This window comes from Photobacterium japonica, assembly GCF_050337005.1.
GTDB lineage: Bacteria > Pseudomonadota > Gammaproteobacteria > Enterobacterales > Vibrionaceae > Photobacterium > Photobacterium japonica.
This window is the reverse complement of the sequence record NZ_JAKJSN010000064.1, coordinates 1-16,280: the sequence shown is the minus strand read 5'-3', so window position 1 is coordinate 16,280 and position 16,280 is coordinate 1. Positions and strand designations below refer to the sequence as shown.

The 16,280-nt window shown below is 47.8% G+C and carries 11 protein-coding genes and 3 pseudogenes; 10 read left to right on the top strand and 4 right to left on the bottom strand.

What is annotated here, in order from left to right:
• Nucleotides 1-19: 19 nt before the first annotated feature.
• From hutU to hutI, 3 genes and pseudogenes are all read right to left on the bottom strand, one after another.
• Nucleotides 20-1,702, bottom strand: a pseudogene (hutU, locus tag L4C36_RS20180) (urocanate hydratase); the annotation flags it as partial.
• A 34-nt stretch (nt 1,703-1,736) separates the two neighbouring features.
• The gene (gene hutG / locus L4C36_RS20175) at nt 1,737-2,783 is read right to left on the bottom strand and encodes a formimidoylglutamase (RefSeq protein WP_428479592.1); all 1,047 of its coding nucleotides are present in this window, start codon (nt 2,781-2,783) and stop codon (nt 1,737-1,739) included.
• Nucleotides 2,767-4,026: an imidazolonepropionase gene (gene hutI / locus L4C36_RS20170; protein ID WP_428479591.1), complete on the bottom strand. Its 1,260-nt coding sequence runs from the start codon at nt 4,024-4,026 to the stop codon at nt 2,767-2,769. The genes hutG and hutI overlap by 17 nt, the downstream gene beginning before the upstream one ends.
• 275 nt (nt 4,027-4,301) lie before the next feature.
• Between hutI and L4C36_RS20165 the strand changes: the two genes are divergently transcribed.
• The 10 genes and pseudogenes from L4C36_RS20165 (at nt 4,302) to L4C36_RS20120 (ending at nt 15,813) form a co-directional block, all read left to right on the top strand.
• Nucleotides 4,302-4,751: a VF530 family protein gene (locus L4C36_RS20165; RefSeq protein ID WP_428479590.1), complete on the top strand. Its 450-nt coding sequence runs from the start codon at nt 4,302-4,304 to the stop codon at nt 4,749-4,751.
• Between the two features lie 60 nt (nt 4,752-4,811).
• On the top strand, nt 4,812-5,177 hold the full coding sequence (yqfB, locus tag L4C36_RS20160) for a N(4)-acetylcytidine aminohydrolase (protein ID WP_428479589.1): 366 nt from the start codon (nt 4,812-4,814) through the stop codon (nt 5,175-5,177).
• A 186-nt stretch (nt 5,178-5,363) separates the two neighbouring features.
• The gene (gene thrS / locus L4C36_RS20155) at nt 5,364-7,292 is read left to right on the top strand and encodes a threonine--tRNA ligase (protein WP_428479588.1); all 1,929 of its coding nucleotides are present in this window, start codon (nt 5,364-5,366) and stop codon (nt 7,290-7,292) included.
• A 3-nt stretch (nt 7,293-7,295) separates the two neighbouring features.
• A complete protein-coding gene (gene infC, locus L4C36_RS20150) occupies nt 7,296-7,847 on the top strand; it encodes a translation initiation factor IF-3 (RefSeq protein WP_428479602.1) in 552 nt (183 codons plus the stop codon).
• 97 nt (nt 7,848-7,944) lie between these two features.
• Entirely contained in the window at nt 7,945-8,139 is a 195-nt protein-coding gene (rpmI, locus tag L4C36_RS20145) for a 50S ribosomal protein L35 (RefSeq protein ID WP_036832349.1), read from the top strand.
• A gap of 44 nt (nt 8,140-8,183) precedes the next feature.
• A complete protein-coding gene (gene rplT, locus L4C36_RS20140) occupies nt 8,184-8,537 on the top strand; it encodes a 50S ribosomal protein L20 (RefSeq protein WP_299022697.1) in 354 nt (117 codons plus the stop codon).
• Nucleotides 8,538-8,887: 350 nt separating this feature from the next.
• Nucleotides 8,888-9,172, top strand: a pseudogene (locus tag L4C36_RS20135) (PAAR domain-containing protein); the annotation flags it as partial.
• Between the two features lie 153 nt (nt 9,173-9,325).
• Nucleotides 9,326-10,120, top strand: coding sequence for a DUF4123 domain-containing protein (locus tag L4C36_RS20130; RefSeq protein ID WP_428479587.1), 795 nt, complete (start codon nt 9,326-9,328; stop codon nt 10,118-10,120).
• A 47-nt stretch (nt 10,121-10,167) separates the two neighbouring features.
• Nucleotides 10,168-15,315: an RHS repeat-associated core domain-containing protein gene (locus tag L4C36_RS20125; RefSeq protein ID WP_428479586.1), complete on the top strand. Its 5,148-nt coding sequence runs from the start codon at nt 10,168-10,170 to the stop codon at nt 15,313-15,315.
• Between the two features lie 9 nt (nt 15,316-15,324).
• Nucleotides 15,325-15,813 (top strand): hypothetical protein, encoded by a 489-nt coding sequence (locus L4C36_RS20120; protein WP_428479585.1) that lies wholly within the window; start codon nt 15,325-15,327, stop codon nt 15,811-15,813.
• Nucleotides 15,814-15,844: 31 nt separating this feature from the next.
• On the opposite strand, the pseudogene L4C36_RS20115 reads toward L4C36_RS20120, so the two are convergent.
• Nucleotides 15,845-15,979: pseudogene (locus L4C36_RS20115) on the bottom strand (IS256 family transposase); the annotation flags it as partial.
• Nucleotides 15,980-16,280: the final 301 nt, after the last annotated feature.

Genomic DNA, 16,280 nt, shown 5'->3' with positions numbered 1-16,280 from the left:
GAGAGGTGCGTGAAGACGGATGCAACATGGGCAGATCCAAGGCGTGTGCTTCGGCACACTGCACGGCAATGTCATAGCCTGCATCGGCATGGCGCATTACGCCTGTTGCGGGATCATTGTGCAGCACGCGGGCAATGCGTTCGGCGGCCTCATCGGTGCCGTCGCAAACAATCACCATGCCTGAGTGTTGAGAAAAACCCATGCCCACGCCACCGCCATGATGCAATGACACCCACGTCGCACCGGAAGCGGTGTTGAGCAGGGCATTGAGCAAAGGCCAATCTGATACGGCATCAGACCCATCCAACATGCCTTCTGTCTCCCGGTTTGGGCTGGCGACAGAGCCGGAATCGAGATGATCCCGCCCGATCACTATCGGAGCGATGAGTTCGCCTGTTTTGACCATCTCATTGAATGCCAAGCCTAATCTCGCACGATCTTTTAATCCGACCCAGCAAATTCGGGCAGGGAGTCCCTGAAATTGAATACGCTCTTGTGCCATGTCGAGCCAGCGGTGCAAGTGAGGATCGTCAGGGATCAAGGCTTTGACTTTTTGATCGGTTTTGTAAATGTCGTCGGGATCCCCCGACAGTGCCGCCCAGCGGAAGGGGCCGATCCCTTCGCAAAATAACGGTCGAATGTAAGCAGGCACAAACCCTGGGAAATCGAACGCGTTGATCACGCCAGCTTCCATCGCCATTTGGCGAATATTGTTGCCGTAATCCACGGTGGCGGATCCCGCTTGTTGGAGGGCTAACATGGCTTGTACCTGAACAGCCATAGAAGCCTTGGCTGCTTCTACCACGGTGGCTTCATCTTGTTGGCGCATGTTAGCGGCATAGTCCATGGTCCAGCCTTGTGGTAAGTAGCCGTTGAGCGGGTCATGGGCGGAGGTTTGGTCTGTGGTGCAATCCGGAATAACACCACGCTTGACGATGTCCGGAAAAATGTCAGCGGTATTGCCGACTAGACCGACGGAGATGGGCTGTCCGGTTTGCTTGGCGTGTTCGATCAATGCCAGTGCTTCGTCGAGGTGTGTGGCTTTGCGGTCGAGGTAGCCGGTACGCAAGCGGTAGTCGATTCGGCTTTCATCGCATTCAACAGCAATCATGGAGAACCCCGCCATGGTGGCGGCTAAGGGTTGCGCGCCCCCCATGCCACCGAGCCCGCCAGTGAGGATCCAGCGGCCACGGCTGTCACCGTTGAAATGCTGCTTGGCCATCGCAACAAAGGTTTCATAGGTGCCTTGCACAATGCCTTGAGAGCCGATGTAGATCCAACTGCCTGCGGTCATTTGCCCATACATCATCAGGCCTTGTTTATCGAGGGCGTTAAAGTGTTCCCAATTTGCCCAATGGGGCACAAGGTTGGAATTGGCAATGAGTACCCGAGGGGCATTGTTGTGGGTTTTGAAGACCCCCACGGGTTTACCCGATTGCACCAGCAGGGTCTCATCGTCTTCCAGTCGCTTCAGCACCTCAACTATTTTGTCGTAACAGGCCCAGTCTCGTGCTGCCCGCCCGATCCCGCCGTACACCACGAGCGCATGCGGGTGCTCAGCGACGTCAGGGTGAAGATTATTCATCAGCATTCTCAGCGGCGCTTCAGTGAGCCATGATTTGGCGTTGAGGGTGGTGCCTGTCGGTGCAATGATCGTACGGGTCTCATCTAAACGGGGATCGGGGGAAGCAGACTGTGTCATGACGAACTCCTTGTGATCGGGATTCTCTATTTTCTTATCTGATTTCTCGTGAGACTAGCCACGCTAACCGTGCAGCCAACCGTGCGGTTTGGTTATCGGTATCAAACCGCGGGTTGTACTCAGCCATGTCAAACACCAGTAACTTGCGCTCACCGGAAGGTGTTTGGGCAGACAGAATCGGTACGAGTAATGCTTCTACAATGTCCAGCGCGACACCGCGGACGGCAGGGGCGCTCACGCCGGGGGCAACAGCAGCGGGAAACACATCGAGATCAATGGTCAGGTACAGGTAGTCACACTGAGCAATAAAGGCATGCAGGGATTCCGTGACCGTCGCCAGTTGCGCGTAAGTGAGTTGGTCATCATCACGGTAAAACACGCCCAACGCATCAGCTTTCTGGTATAAGGCCTGTGTATTGGCGGCACGGTTCAGGCCTAAACAGGCGTAATGAAAGGGCCAATGTTGTCGTTCACAAAATTGGTGAATTTGATGAAAAGGCGTCCCGGAGCTACCTCGTTCCGATTGTTGACCTGCTGGGGGATTACGTAGGTCAAAATGTGCATCAAAATTAATGATCCCCACACGCGGAGGAGATGCCAGAGTGGGTATTTTTTCTCCCTTGTCTGTGAGATCCGTCGCCTGCTGTTTTTGCTGCAAGTACTGGCCAATCCCTTGGAAGCTTCCCCAAGCGACCTCATGGCCGCCGCCTAAGACGATGACTTTGTGTTTTTGTCGTAGGGCATGGCAGACATCTTCCCCTAACCGGTATTGCGCCAGTTCCAGATTGCCATCATTACAAATAATATCGCCCCCATCATAGATGGGATCGGTATGGTGCCAGCTCAGATTTGCCAACGCTTTGCGGATCGCGGGCGGGGCATCATACGCACCAGTGCGGCCTTTATTACGCGCCACCCCTTCATCGCAGGCAAACCCGAGCAGCATGATACCTTCGTCATTGGCGTGATCGGCCGGTTGGATTTGTTGGTGCCAACGGCGACCTAGCGGACCATCCTCTGGATCGGTACGACCTTGCCAGACCTGCATGTTAGGGACTCTCATATCATTGGTCATGGGCATCTCCTTGGGCTGCGTGAGCGCCATATTGGGGGCGGTCATGAGGAAAGCGTTGCCCCTTTACCATACGGAACCTGAGGTCAGGGACACCAAGACAGTAACTTAACTCAGCAGGATGAGTGAGATCCCATACCGCTAAATCTGCCGACATGCCGACTTGTATTTGCCCCCTAAGGTGTCCCATGCCCAGTGCTTGTGCGGCGTGTTGAGTCACGCCGCGTAAGCTCTCTTCTGGTGTCAGGCCAAATAAGGTGCAGCCCATGTTCATCATTGTGCGCAGTGAGGCGATAGGGGACGTACCGGGGTTATAATCGCTGGCCAGTGCCATTGGTACGTAATATTGACGCAGCAGTGCGATGGGAGGGCGCTGCGTTTCTCGAAGAAAATAGAATGCCCCCGGCAGAAGCGTTGCGACGGTATTGTTTGCGGCTAATGTCGCGATGCCTACTTCATCCAAATATTCAATGTGATCAACCGAGAGCGCCCCCATGCTCGCCGCCATAGCACTGCCGCCAAGGTGAGAGAGTTGTTCGGTGTGGCCTTTTATTGCCAGTCCATGCTGGTGGGCGGCGGCAAAAATACGTTGGCATTGCGAGAGAGAGAACCCGATCCCTTCACAGAACACATCCACGGCATCTGCCAGTTTTTCTTGCGCGACCCGCGGGATCATATCGTCACAAATGTGCTGAATGTAACCATCGGCATTGTCTTTAAATTCAGGCGGCAGGGCATGGGCGGCCAGTAAGGTGGTCACTACGTTAATATCGGCTTGTTCGCCAAGGCGACGTGCCACCCTGAGCATTTTGATTTCGTCGTCCAGTGTGAGTCCGTAACCGGATTTGATTTCAACGGTAGTAACGCCGTCTTGCTTGAGTCCGTTCAGCCGTTGCTGGGCAAGTTGATACAGATATTCCTCAGAGGCGGCACGGGTGGCGTAAACAGTCGAAAGGATCCCACCGCCTTGTCGGGCGATGTCTTCATAACTCACCCCGTTTAAACGCATCTCAAATTCTTCGGCGCGATTACCAGCGTGGATTAAGTGGGTATGGCAATCAATGAGGCCCGGTGTCACCAGTGCACCCTGACAGTCAATAATCTCTGGATGACCATGACAAGCAGGCAGCGGTGTGTTGTTGGCAAAGACGATGTTGCCATCGGTAATCCCAATGTGGGCATTTTCGATGATCCGATACCCGTCTTCCGGTGTCAGGGTAACCATGTTCAGGTTCGTCAACACTGTATCCATTCGCGTGATCTACCATTGAATATGTCTATATCAATACATAAGCAATCTGGAAGAGAAACTCAAGCCTCGTTGTGAATGAAGTGTGACCATTTTTGTCAGTAATCGTTGACGTGTGTGTATGACGGCGTTCTAGATAGCGGGATTGCAAATCTTTCAGGGGACAGAGAGAAAGGGGGGATAAGCGTCTTCAGGCGGTTTTGTGGAGCATTTGCAAAAACTAACACGTATAATCAGCCCTACATACGCCAATGGCGAGCTTGTTTCAGGAAAGAATGATGAAAGAAACACAACCACTTCAAGAACAGCAAGCAGACGTATCTGCAGATAAAGCGAAAAAAATCGCAGAGCAACAAAACAACCCACTTCACGGCCTCAGCCTAGACAAGCTGTTGACGGAGTTGGTTGATTTTTATGGCTGGGAGATTTTAGCGGCCTCAATGCGTTTTCATTGCTTCCAGAAAAACCCGTCTGTCCCTGCGTGTGTGAAATATTTCCGCAAAACGGAATGGGCGCGTGAAAAGCTGGAAGGCTTCTACCTATCGCGCTTTAAGCGTATGCCACGTGCCAGCGATGAAGAATATGTACTGCCGCCACGTAAGCGTACTTTTGCCCCTGGCGTTGTACCACGCTCACCAATGGTGTTGACCCTTGAGTCGATTGAGTTGTCACAAGCGAAGGCCGCGTCATCATATAAAGAGCGTGCATCGCGTCCACGACGTCGTTAATTAAACGCATTGCAAACTGTCTGATTGTTTCATCGTATCGCTGCACGGGTGCGCGCTGCGATGAGCAATAGTCCCTATTACTACGAGAAATGTGAAATTACTGTGAGCCAAATTCCAACCACAATGACATTCTTCGCTCGCTTTGAAAGCGATATCCTTGCGAAGAAGAAAACCATCACTATTCGAGATGAATCTGAGCGCGATTACCAAGTCGGCTCCATTGTCGATGTGTCTACCCTCGAAGAAGGGCGTTGGTTTTGTAAATTGCACATTGATGCGGTGACGCCCGTGCAATTTTCAGCGTTAACGGAATTTCATGCTGAGCAAGAGAATATGACGCTACCAGAATTGAAATCGGTAATTAACGAGATTTATCCGAATGTCGATGCCCTGTATGTAGTGACATATCACGTAGTTGAAGAATGATTATCGCTGAGAGGCTTTGCAATTAGGTATAGCCCTCTGTATTATTCTTCCCACTTCGTTTCGCTATATCGCTCAGTATTGCGGGGTTGGTGAAACGCAAGTGCTATTAATTATCCTAAAAGCTTTCAAAGGCTTTACAACCAACATGTGCTACTTGGTGTGTGGCACCACTGTAAGGAATATTCAATGCCTGTAATTACTCTTCCTGACGGCAGCCAGCGTCAATTCGACCACGCTGTATCAACAATGGACATCGCACTTTCAATCGGCCCTGGTCTTGCAAAAGCGTGTATCGCTGGTCGCGTTGACGGTGTACGTGTTGATGCTTGTGATCTGATTGAAAATGACGCAAGTCTGGAAATTATCACTGCAAAAGATGAAGACGGCCTAGAAATTATCCGTCACTCATGTGCTCACCTACTTGGTCACGCCATCAAGCAGTTGTACCCAGATGTGAAAATGGCAATCGGTCCAACGATTGACAATGGTTTCTACTACGATATCGATCTAGAACAATCTCTGACTCAAGAAGATCTTGAAGCCATTGAAAAACGCATGATCGAACTAGCGAAAACCAAGTATAACGTCGTTAAGAAAAATGTGAGCTGGCAGGAAGCACGTGATGCGTTTGAATCACGTGGTGAAACCTACAAGATGGAAATCCTAGACGAGAACGTATCACGCGATGACCGTCCTGGCCTATACCATCACGAAGAATACATCGACATGTGTCGTGGCCCACACGTGCCGAACATGAGCTTCTGTCAGCACTTTAAACTACTTAACGTAGCGGGTGCATACTGGCGTGGTAACAGCGACAACAAAATGTTGCAGCGTATCTACGGCACAGCATTCCAAGACAAGAAACTGCTGAAAGCGCACCTAACGCGTCTTGAAGAAGCGGCGAAGCGTGACCACCGTAAACTGGGTAAGCAACTTGATCTGTACCACATGCAGCAAGAAGCACCAGGTATGGTATTCTGGCACCACAATGGCTGGACAGTCTTCCGTGAGCTAGAAGTCTTCATTCGCGACAAGCTGAACGAATACGGCTACCAAGAAGTAAAAGGTCCTCTAATGATGGACCGTGTGCTGTGGGAGCGTTCTGGTCACTGGGACAAATACGCTGAAAATATGTTCACTACCTCTTCTGAGAACCGTGAATATGCTATCAAGCCAATGAACTGCCCAGGTCACGTACAGATTTTCAACCAAGGTCTGAAATCTTACCGTGATTTGCCATTGCGTATGGCTGAGTTCGGCTGCTGTCACCGTAACGAACCATCAGGCGCACTACACGGCCTAATGCGTGTACGTGGCTTTACACAGGATGATGCACACATCTTCTGTACTGAAAGCCAAGTACAACAAGAAGTAACATCTTGCATCAAGATGGTTTATGATACGTACCAGACATTTGGTTTTGACAACATCGTTGTTAAACTGTCTACGCGCCCAGAAAAGCGTGTAGGTTCAGACGAAATGTGGGATAAAGCGGAATCCGATCTTAAGCTTGCACTAGAATCTATGGAGATCCCTTACGACCTTCAAGAAGGCGAAGGTGCATTCTACGGACCGAAAATTGAATTTACTTTGCATGATTGTTTAGATCGTGCTTGGCAGTGCGGCACAGTTCAGTTAGACTTCGCACTACCTGAGCGTTTAGGTGCAACCTATGTCGGTGAAGATAACGAGCGTCACACGCCAGTTATGATTCACCGTGCTATTCTTGGTTCACTAGAGCGCTTTATCGGTATCCTTATCGAAGAATATGCTGGCTTCTTCCCAACTTGGTTGGCGCCTCAGCAAGCAGTTGTCATGAATATTACTGACAGCCAGGCTGAATATGCTCAACAAGTAGTCGAACGATTACAAAAAAGTGGAATTCGAGTCAATGCGGACTTGAGAAATGAGAAGATTGGCTTTAAAATTCGCGAACATACTTTGAAGCGAGTGCCTTACATGCTGGTTTGCGGTGACAAAGAAGTCGAAGCAGGCGAAATAGCAGTTCGTACTCGCAAGGGTAAAGATTTGGGTAAATTTAAGATTGATGAACTTGTTGCATTCTTGCAGCAAGATATTAGCAGTCGTAAGCTCAATGTTTTGGAGGAATAAGGTATTAAAGGCGGAAAAAGAACTCAAGCTCCAGTTAAGCAAAATGCACATCGCTTGAACGGCGAAATTCGCGGTGTACGTGAAGTGCGTCTTACTGGTATCGATGGCGAGTCCATCGGTGTTGTTTCTATCGAAGAAGCAGTGGCTATTGCTAATGAAGCTGGTGTAGATCTAGTTGAAATTAGCCCGAATGCCGAGCCACCAGTTTGTCGTGTGATGGACTATGGCAAGTACCTGTTCGAAAAGAGCAAGGCTGCTAAAGAGCAAAAGAAAAAGCAAAAACAAATCCAGATCAAGGAAGTTAAATTCCGACCTGGTACAGACGAAGGCGATTATCAGGTAAAACTGCGCAACCTGAGTCGCTTTTTAGAAGAGGGCAACAAGGGCAAAGTCACACTGCGTTTCCGCGGTCGTGAAATGGCCCACCAGAGTCTTGGTATCGATCTTCTAAATCGCATTAAGGATGATCTCATCGACCTAGCGGTTGTTGAAAGCTTCCCGAACCGAGTTGAAGGTCGTCAAATGACGATGATGCTTGCTCCAAAGAAGAAGTAATCCAGGCATTCAAGTAGCATAAAGCGCTGCTTAACGCAGCGTTTTTTGTTCGCCTAATTACTATGTTTATTAACTATCAACAATGCGGAGTCTCATCATGCCTAAGATGAAATCCAACAAAGGTGCTGCTAAGCGTTTCAAGAAAACTGCTGGTGGCTTCAAGTTTAAGCACGCAACTAAGCGTCACATCCTGACTAAACGTACTACTAAGAACAAACGTCAGCTTCGTCCAAATGCAATCCTTCCTAAGTGTGAAGTGGCTGCAGTTGCTCGTATGCTTCCGTTCGCTTAATCGTTTTTAGTTTTATTTTTTAATTTATTAGTTAGGAGTCTCCTATGCCTCGCGTAAAACGTGGTGTACAAGCGCGTGCACGTCACAAGAAAGTTCTTAAACAAGCTAAAGGTTACTACGGTGCACGTTCACGTGTTTATCGTGTAGCTTTCCAGGCTGTTACTAAAGCTGGTCAATACGCTTACCGTGACCGTCGCAACAAGAAACGTACTTTCCGTCAACTATGGATTGCACGTATCAACGCTGCTGCTCGTCAGAATGGTATGTCTTACAGCCGTTTCATCAACGGTCTTAAGAAAGCGTCTATCGAAATCGATCGTAAGATCCTTGCAGATATCGCTGTATTCGACAAAGCAACTTTCGCAGTGCTTGTTGAGAAGGCAAAAGCTGCTCTGTAATTTTACAGTTTAGTTTTTACGGAAAAGGAGAGCCTCGGCTCTCCTTTTTTCGTTTCGGTGTATCATAAAACAAGAGCCTTTCTTGAATAGTCGGTTTTACCCTTCCTCGCTCTATTTCCTCTTTTTAATGCGTCTATCCGCTGCTATTTCTACGCGAACCATCATCTAAAATTCCCCCTCGAAACAACGTAATTTATCAGTTTCATATTTCTACTATTAACCTCCACGCTTGCAACTTTGCTGCTTGTTTTTACCCGCAGTAGTCGTATGTTTATGCGCATATTTGTGCACCCAGAGCCGATGCATTAACCGGTTAGCGGTAGCTTGTAGTTAGCGAATGGAATGGAACGATGGGAAAGCCCGCTGCACGTCTTGGGGATAATCATGTATGTCCCAAGGTGACCTCTAAAGTACCGCATGTAGGCGGCCCTGCCGTTGCTGGATCACCTAACGTGTTTATCAATGGTATGCCTGCTGCTCGTCAGGGCGACATGATGGTGTGTATCGGCCCGCCAGATTCTATAAAAGGAGGCTCAGGCAGTGTGTCTATTAATGGGAAGCCCGCTGCACGAATGGGGGACAGTACTTCTCACGGCGGTGTCGTAATGGGAGGCAGCGGCAATGTGTTTATTGGAGATAGTGCAGGGCCTAGTTCCGCACAAGCAAAAACATTGTCATCTAAAGCTCCCTTTTGCGAAGAGTGTATCGCGTGTCAGGATGATGGTTGTGCGATCTAATTGTGACCAAAATTAGGCTTATCAGAGACAGTGTGAGAAAGGATGTCGAGCATGCAGGTAGTGGAACAGACATTGGTGCAATGGTTAGAAAATGTGCCAGCATCGCACCATATGTATGCGGTCGTGAGTGGGGTTTGTCAGACTAAGCCATTTGAACGTTATCAAGCGTTAGAGTCTCGACCGCATTTTTCTCCGCTCTATACCACTGATCCATACCGTATGTGGTTTGATGCCATGCCACGATTGGTATCTGTGGCAAAAGACTCTCCCTTCTTGGATTGGTGCGCCTCTCAACCTTCTCGTGAATGGGGATGGTTGTTGAGTTCGCCGTTACCCGCACACACGCTGGTGGATTATTTCTCCGGCTTAACGCAAGTGAATACTCAGCAAGGGAAGCGTGTTTTTTTTCGTTATTGGGATGGTCACTTTTTTAACATCACTTGTCATGTGATCGGCGATGAAATGGCACATTGGCTACCTGTCGTGAATCACTACTGGGTGAATGGCGTCTCTTATACCACGCCAGTGCTTTCATCTGTGCCGCCTCCCCAAGTGTCGCCATGGTGGACGTTGCCGCCGGGCTTGATGGAAGCCATTGCGCAAGCAGACCCCGCACCCGTTATCGCAAACGTATTGCAATTTCTTAAAGAAGAGAAAGCGTACCTGTACTTTGCTTTTCCTGCTCCCGTCGTAAAAGCCAAAGTGACCCGTTTTTATCATCGCTGGCGACAGCAAGCAGAGCGCGATGAAACCGACAGTAATAAAACAGCCGTTAACAAAATTGAACGTCATAAGGCATTACTGTCAGCATTGTGTCAATCGCTACGCGACGACATGACGGTGTAACTCCTCCCACATTTACTATTACCCAGATTTACGGAACGTTATTGAGTATGGATACCAACGCGACCTTATTGCCAGCTGATCAGATCAAAACCGATATTATTGAAAGCTATCGCAACTGCCTGTCTACGTACCGTGAACAGACGGAAGAGGTGTTTTATAGCGGTTTGTTGGGTGGCTTCCGTATGGACCAAAGGTTGGTTGTGGAGGGGAATCAAGAAAATGATGCAGTGATTGATATGCAAGACGATCGTGTCTCTGTTACTGCGACGTGTCCGAAAAACGGTAAGTTAACCATTTATCACACCTTTCAATCGGTTTATTACTTGCCGATTGCCAATACGCCTTTTGAAGTGCGTACTGGGTCTGTCCAATATGGCTCCGGTACGGGTTATGTACCCACTAATACCACACAGACCGTCAAAACAGGAATGACGGGGCCAGATGGCAAAGCCACCATTGAAGGTTTGGAGCCCGGCAAGAGTTATCAAATTGTTTTTTATCCTGAAGTGAATGAAGGAGATCTAAACGGTTTATTTTCCTCTTACGATAGCGTGATTAATACCAATATTGGTTGGCTGAATACACAGTGGGGGACTTTTAAAGCGGAATGGGACCACTGGCTGGGTTTAAGTGCGGTAGAGCAAGAATTATTATTGCTAAAAAAAGCCGGGGAAGGTGCCGTTAATGGTCTTAAAGCCATTTTTGAAGGCATGTGGGATATGCTAAAGCAAGCCTGGGATGCCATTAAACAGCTGTTGAATTTTTTGCTTGATCCGGTGGGAAATACACTTGATTTTGCACAATCAGTCATGGATTTTGACTGGGAGAAAGTCCCCGAACTATTGGAAAGCGCCAATACCGCGATCAGTAACGGTTTGGCCATATTGCAAGATGAAGCGTTTCTCTTTCTGTTTGGCTCGGCTTTTATTTCTTGGACAAAGATGATCCCGCCTCAGGTGCTAGCGACATTGTCTGGCGACCTCTTGATGGGGCTGGTGTTCGATGTGGTTATTGGCGTCGTGCTCACGGGTGGAGTGGGTCTGGCCGCCAAATACGGGGGTAAAGCGATCGCAACAGGTGTCAAAGTTGTCGAGAATGTCAGTGGTGCCAGAAAAGCCCCTGACACTGAGACTATTTTAAATGCATTTGCTGATTTATTAGGTAATGCCCGTGCACTCATTCCTGCTCATGTCCCTCAATCCAATAAGATATTTCATCAAACAGCGAGTAATCTCGATTCGGATTATAAAGGAAAGACGCAATACGCAACCCCTAGCGGTACCACATCAACGGATAAATCGCAGAGTGTAGAGAGCAAAGAAGTGCAACCAGAAGCTTTGACGGGCGAGCAGGTCGATGGTCCATCTGGTGAGGATTCGTCGACCTCGATAACCCACGAAGCAGAACAGCGCACAGAATTAGTCGATTCCCAGTTAGCCAGTAAGGAAAATACGTCAAGCCAAAACGACAATGGTGATACAGCCAAGTGTAGTGGTGAGACTTTTTGCGAAGGAGACCCTGTTTCAATGGTTACGGGGGAAGAATTACTCACTCTGCACGATGCAACTTTGCAAGGGGTCATGCCGTTTGATTGGCAGCGATATTATCGTACAAGTGCCGTTGAGCAAGAAGGGGTATTGGGTCATGGTTGGGCGCACAGTTTAGAGCACCGTTTATGGGTAGTTGATGGCCAAGTTTATTGGCGCGATCATGAAAGCCGCACGAATCAGTTTTCTGTGCCAATAGGCTATAAACCTGCGATTGTCAACTTCAATGCAGGTACGGCAATCTATCTAGGGGAAGCGCCAACACCGAGTGAACAAGCTCAAGGCGTTATCGCTGAATATATCGTTTGCCAACCGGATCAGCCTTTCTATCATTTTCGCATAGTACGTTCAGCTGATGATGCAAGCAGAGCCACAGGCTACCTCGTTGCACTGAGTGATAAATATAACAACCGATTATCGGTACGTTACGACAAGCACTCGCGTATCAGTAAATTAGAGACGCAACACAATACGGCATTACGTTTCACCTATCAGCAAATGGATGTAGATGCTGGGTTTAAAACGGTATCACGCGACCGTTTAGTGGCGGTTGAGTTTGAATCTCATATTAATTATTTAGCCGAACCGAGTAGAACGTGTCTTGCGCATTATCACTACAATGGCGCCGGCCAGCTCACTATTGTTGAAAATGCTGCCGGTGAGCGCGAATATTATGGTTACAACGCTGACTACGTGCTGACTTCCCGTCAATTCGGCGGAGGGCTGAAGATTCAATGGCAATGGCAGGGAAAAGGTAAGCACGTCAAAGCACTGTCGTGTAGCAGTAAAGCGCCTGCCTTTAGGGTGAAATTCCAGTGGAAACCCGAATCAGGCGAGTCCGTCGCCCGTTTTGATGACGCGACAGGTGTGACCTATTTTCATGATGAGAATGCCAATTTAGTCAAACAAGTCGCGGCTGATGGCACGACCACATTGTATGAATACAATGATGATGGCTTGTTGTTACGGGAAGAAGATCAAGATGGAATTGGTAAGTCTTACCGCTACGACAATAACGGCAACGTCAGTGCGTTCATTGATAAAGATGGCTCGGTTACTCATTTTGACTACCACAAAGGCTATTTGCGAAAAGTCGAACGAGGTGACCAACGCTGGCTATATAAGCGCAATGCCCAAGGCGACATTATTGCCAAGACCGACCCCAGTGGTGCACTTACCCAGTATCACTATACCGAGCAGGGCAAGCTCAAAGAAATTCACTATCCTGATGGTGGCATCCACCAACTGGAATGGAACCAATACGGTGAATTGGTAGGAGAGCGCCTACCAACAGGGGATTATCGCACCTATCGTTACGATGAACGTCACCGACTGATCGTGTTACGGGCTGACAACGGTGCCATTACCCAGTATGAATACGATGCATTAGATCGCGTTACCTGTTTGCACCATTCCGGTGATCATACACAGCATTATCGTTATAACGCACTCGGCAAAGTGTCGCATTTTACGGATGAGCAAGGGCGTACCACACAATATGTTTACGATAGTGACACAGGCTTATTGCGCGAACAACACAACCCGGATGGCACGACGCTACGTTATCAGTATGACGAGCAGCGCGGTTTAATCACCGATGTCGAAAATGAATCTGGTGAGCATTACCAGTTAAAATACGACGTGAATGGTCGTGTTATTCAAGAAATTGACTTCGCTGGCCGCAATACCCAATACACCCTCAACGCGCAAGGCTACCTAATAGCCAAAAAAGAAATCGGCAGTACCGCGTTTGATTCCCCTGAATTAATCACCGAATTTGACCGTGACGTCATGGGGCGCATTACCCAGAAACGTTTAGATGACGGTAGGGTGATTGATTACCAATATAACGATCAAGGTAAACTTCTGTTAGTGGATGATGGTGAACGCCCGCTCTTCTTTGAATATGACAAACTAGGTCAACTGACTGCTGAACACCAAGACTTTGCCACCTTGCGTTACGGTTACGATAATCAAGGCCGTTTGAGCAAAATGAAGCTTCCGGATGGCAACCGACTCAGTTATCACTATCAGGTTGGCAGCTTGCTCAATGGTATTGACTTAAACGGTGAACCGCTCACTCGTCATAGCTACCAACATGGGCGAGAAACCTCACGCCAACAGGGACAGACACAAAATCATTATGCCTATGATGAACAAGGTCGACTCACCCAGCAGCTGCTCACCTTTGGTCATAGCCAGCACGCCAATACCCGCATACACGTCAGTAATAATCCTCGAAAGGTGCTGCAACAGCSGGATTACAATTACAACGCCACTGGATTATTGGCAGAAATAACCGATAGTCGCAAAGGCAAAGTGTGGTACGACTATGACCCACTTGATCGATTAACAGCAGTGCGAGGCACAGTCGAAGAACGCTTTGAGCATGATGCCAGCGGTAACGTACGTAGCATGTTCACTTCAGATGAGGCGCATGCACACCGCCCCAGTGAGGCAAAAGGCAACCGCTTATACGTTCAGGGTGATCGCCAATTTGCTTACGATGCTTTTGGTAATTTAATCACCGAATACAGGGGTAAAGGCCACAAGCTCGTCACGCATTATGAATACGACTGCCAGCATCGCTTAAGTAAAGTGCATCTACCTAATGGTACGACGGCACAGTATTTCTATGACCCTTTTGGCCGCCGCTATAAAAAGCAGGTTAATGGTATTGAAACGCTGTTTTTCTGGCAAGGTGAACGGTTAATTGCTGAAGAAGTGGCAGGGCAAGATTACCGCAGTTTCATTTATGAGCTGGGTACCTTCCGCCCATTGGTGCAATTGGAAGGGGAAGGGCTGCAAGCGGAATGCTTCTATTATCAACTTGACCATCTTGGCACCCCACAAGAACTGATCCATGCCAATGGTAATCTTGCTTGGGAAGTTATGTATCGTGCCTATGGTAACGTGAAGCGTAAAGTAGCGTATTCTGTTGATACACCACTGCGTTTTCAAGGCCAGTATTTTGATGAAGAAACCGGCCTACATTACAACCGTCATCGATACTATAATCCAAACTCTGGTCATTTTTTGACGCCGGATCCAATTAAGCTATCCGGTGGAATAAATAACTACCAATACGTACCAAACCCGATAAACTGGGTTGATCCGTTGGGGTTAAGTGCGGAAACGGGCTGTCCCAAATCACCAACTATTGCCGAGCAAGATCATGATCTGCAGGGGCATAGGGATGAGGGGGTTAATCCGGCGGAGATAGGTAAGCCAGCATACAGATCTTCAAATGATCTAAATCCAGTGTTGGATTACGATTCTTATAACAATGAAATCATGTACCGAACTTTAAGTGAACCAGATTATTACAGATTGCAACAGACAGGACGTATACAAGCAACAGGGGAAACATCGATATCGCCGCTTCTAGAATACTCAAATAAATATGATGGTATAACGGTCAAATTTACTACAAAACCAGGAACATCTGCTCTACTTCAGGATATTGCTATTGCGGCCAATATGGCTACCGTTAGAGAGTTTCCACATTTGGTGATGCGAAATGGAAAATGGACAGAGACAAATTCGAGATTGAAAATTGAAAAAGGTCAAACAACAACACAACTAGGCAAGGGAATGGCACTAGATATATTTAATGACAATATAATTGACTTTGAAGAAGTTAATTAATGAGGTGAAATGATGATATTAGAATTGAGTTCATCAACGTTTTTAATGGAACTTGTATATTCTTTGAGAGAAGAGTTAAAGCATGACAAAAAGAATATGGAGTTTGCACAAAAGTTAACATTGGATGAATCAAAGCCATTGTTGGGTCTAAAAGGTAAATATGGGCTTTTTGGTTCCGATGAGTGGTGGAAAAGTATAGAAAATAAAAAAATTCCGTTGGAGTATGTATCTGGTATTATTAAAAAATGTTATGTGACTGGTCAAGACAGGGGGGGCGTCAATAATACGGTAGACTTAATATTGGAAGACGGTACAGAGAAAACAATAGGTATTTATGTAAATCATAAAGATAATATTAAGAAATTTATTCCTGGAGTAGTTGTTCAAATGGTCTACGGATTTGATGAGTTGAAGAAGCAGCCAAGTCGGGATGGAAAAATAAATTACCTAAGAATACCGTTGGAAGTTGCTATATCTCAAGGTAAGAGGGCTTGTTAGGGAGGGTGTTCATAGTTCTGTGTCAGCGTAGTCACAGATCTACATACTCATCGACCCTGCCAGGAAAGTGGATACTTAACTGAGATAATGTCAGGTTCCAGTTCTGTACCGGATGTGTCCACTTTTCTGAAGCCTTTAAAATCCCGGCATAAAGCAGCTTCAGTAAGCCTCAAGGCTGGCTAGAGCAACGATTGCGGTTTCTCGCCAAGGTGTGGTTTTTCTCCCTCAGATTTCACGTCGGTTGTCTGTTCGGTGCTATAGCCAGTAGTTTTGCCTGAGTTGAGCACACCGGTGATTAGCAGGCACTCTTTGCGGCGTCATTGCCACAATCAAGGCTACCCCAGTGATCAGGGTGAGATCGCGAACATTTTCCGACCAATCACAGCAGATTTGACCCGCTGATCGAGTTGTGATCTTATACTCCCTTTTTCAGGAGTATAACCATGAGCATCGACGCATTTTCTAAG

Coding starts and splice junctions, on each gene's coding strand:
- hutG (WP_428479592.1), bottom strand. CDS start 2,783: ATGCCCATGACCAATGATATGAGAGTCCCTAACATGCAGGTCTGGCAA.
- hutI (WP_428479591.1), bottom strand. CDS start 4,026: ATGGATACAGTGTTGACGAACCTGAACATGGTTACCCTGACACCGGAA.
- L4C36_RS20165 (WP_428479590.1), top strand. CDS start 4,302: ATGAAAGAAACACAACCACTTCAAGAACAGCAAGCAGACGTATCTGCA.
- yqfB (WP_428479589.1), top strand. CDS start 4,812: ATGAGCAATAGTCCCTATTACTACGAGAAATGTGAAATTACTGTGAGC.
- thrS (WP_428479588.1), top strand. CDS start 5,364: ATGCCTGTAATTACTCTTCCTGACGGCAGCCAGCGTCAATTCGACCAC.
- rpmI (WP_036832349.1), top strand. CDS start 7,945: ATGCCTAAGATGAAATCCAACAAAGGTGCTGCTAAGCGTTTCAAGAAA.
- rplT (WP_299022697.1), top strand. CDS start 8,184: ATGCCTCGCGTAAAACGTGGTGTACAAGCGCGTGCACGTCACAAGAAA.
- L4C36_RS20130 (WP_428479587.1), top strand. CDS start 9,326: ATGCAGGTAGTGGAACAGACATTGGTGCAATGGTTAGAAAATGTGCCA.
- L4C36_RS20120 (WP_428479585.1), top strand. CDS start 15,325: ATGATGATATTAGAATTGAGTTCATCAACGTTTTTAATGGAACTTGTA.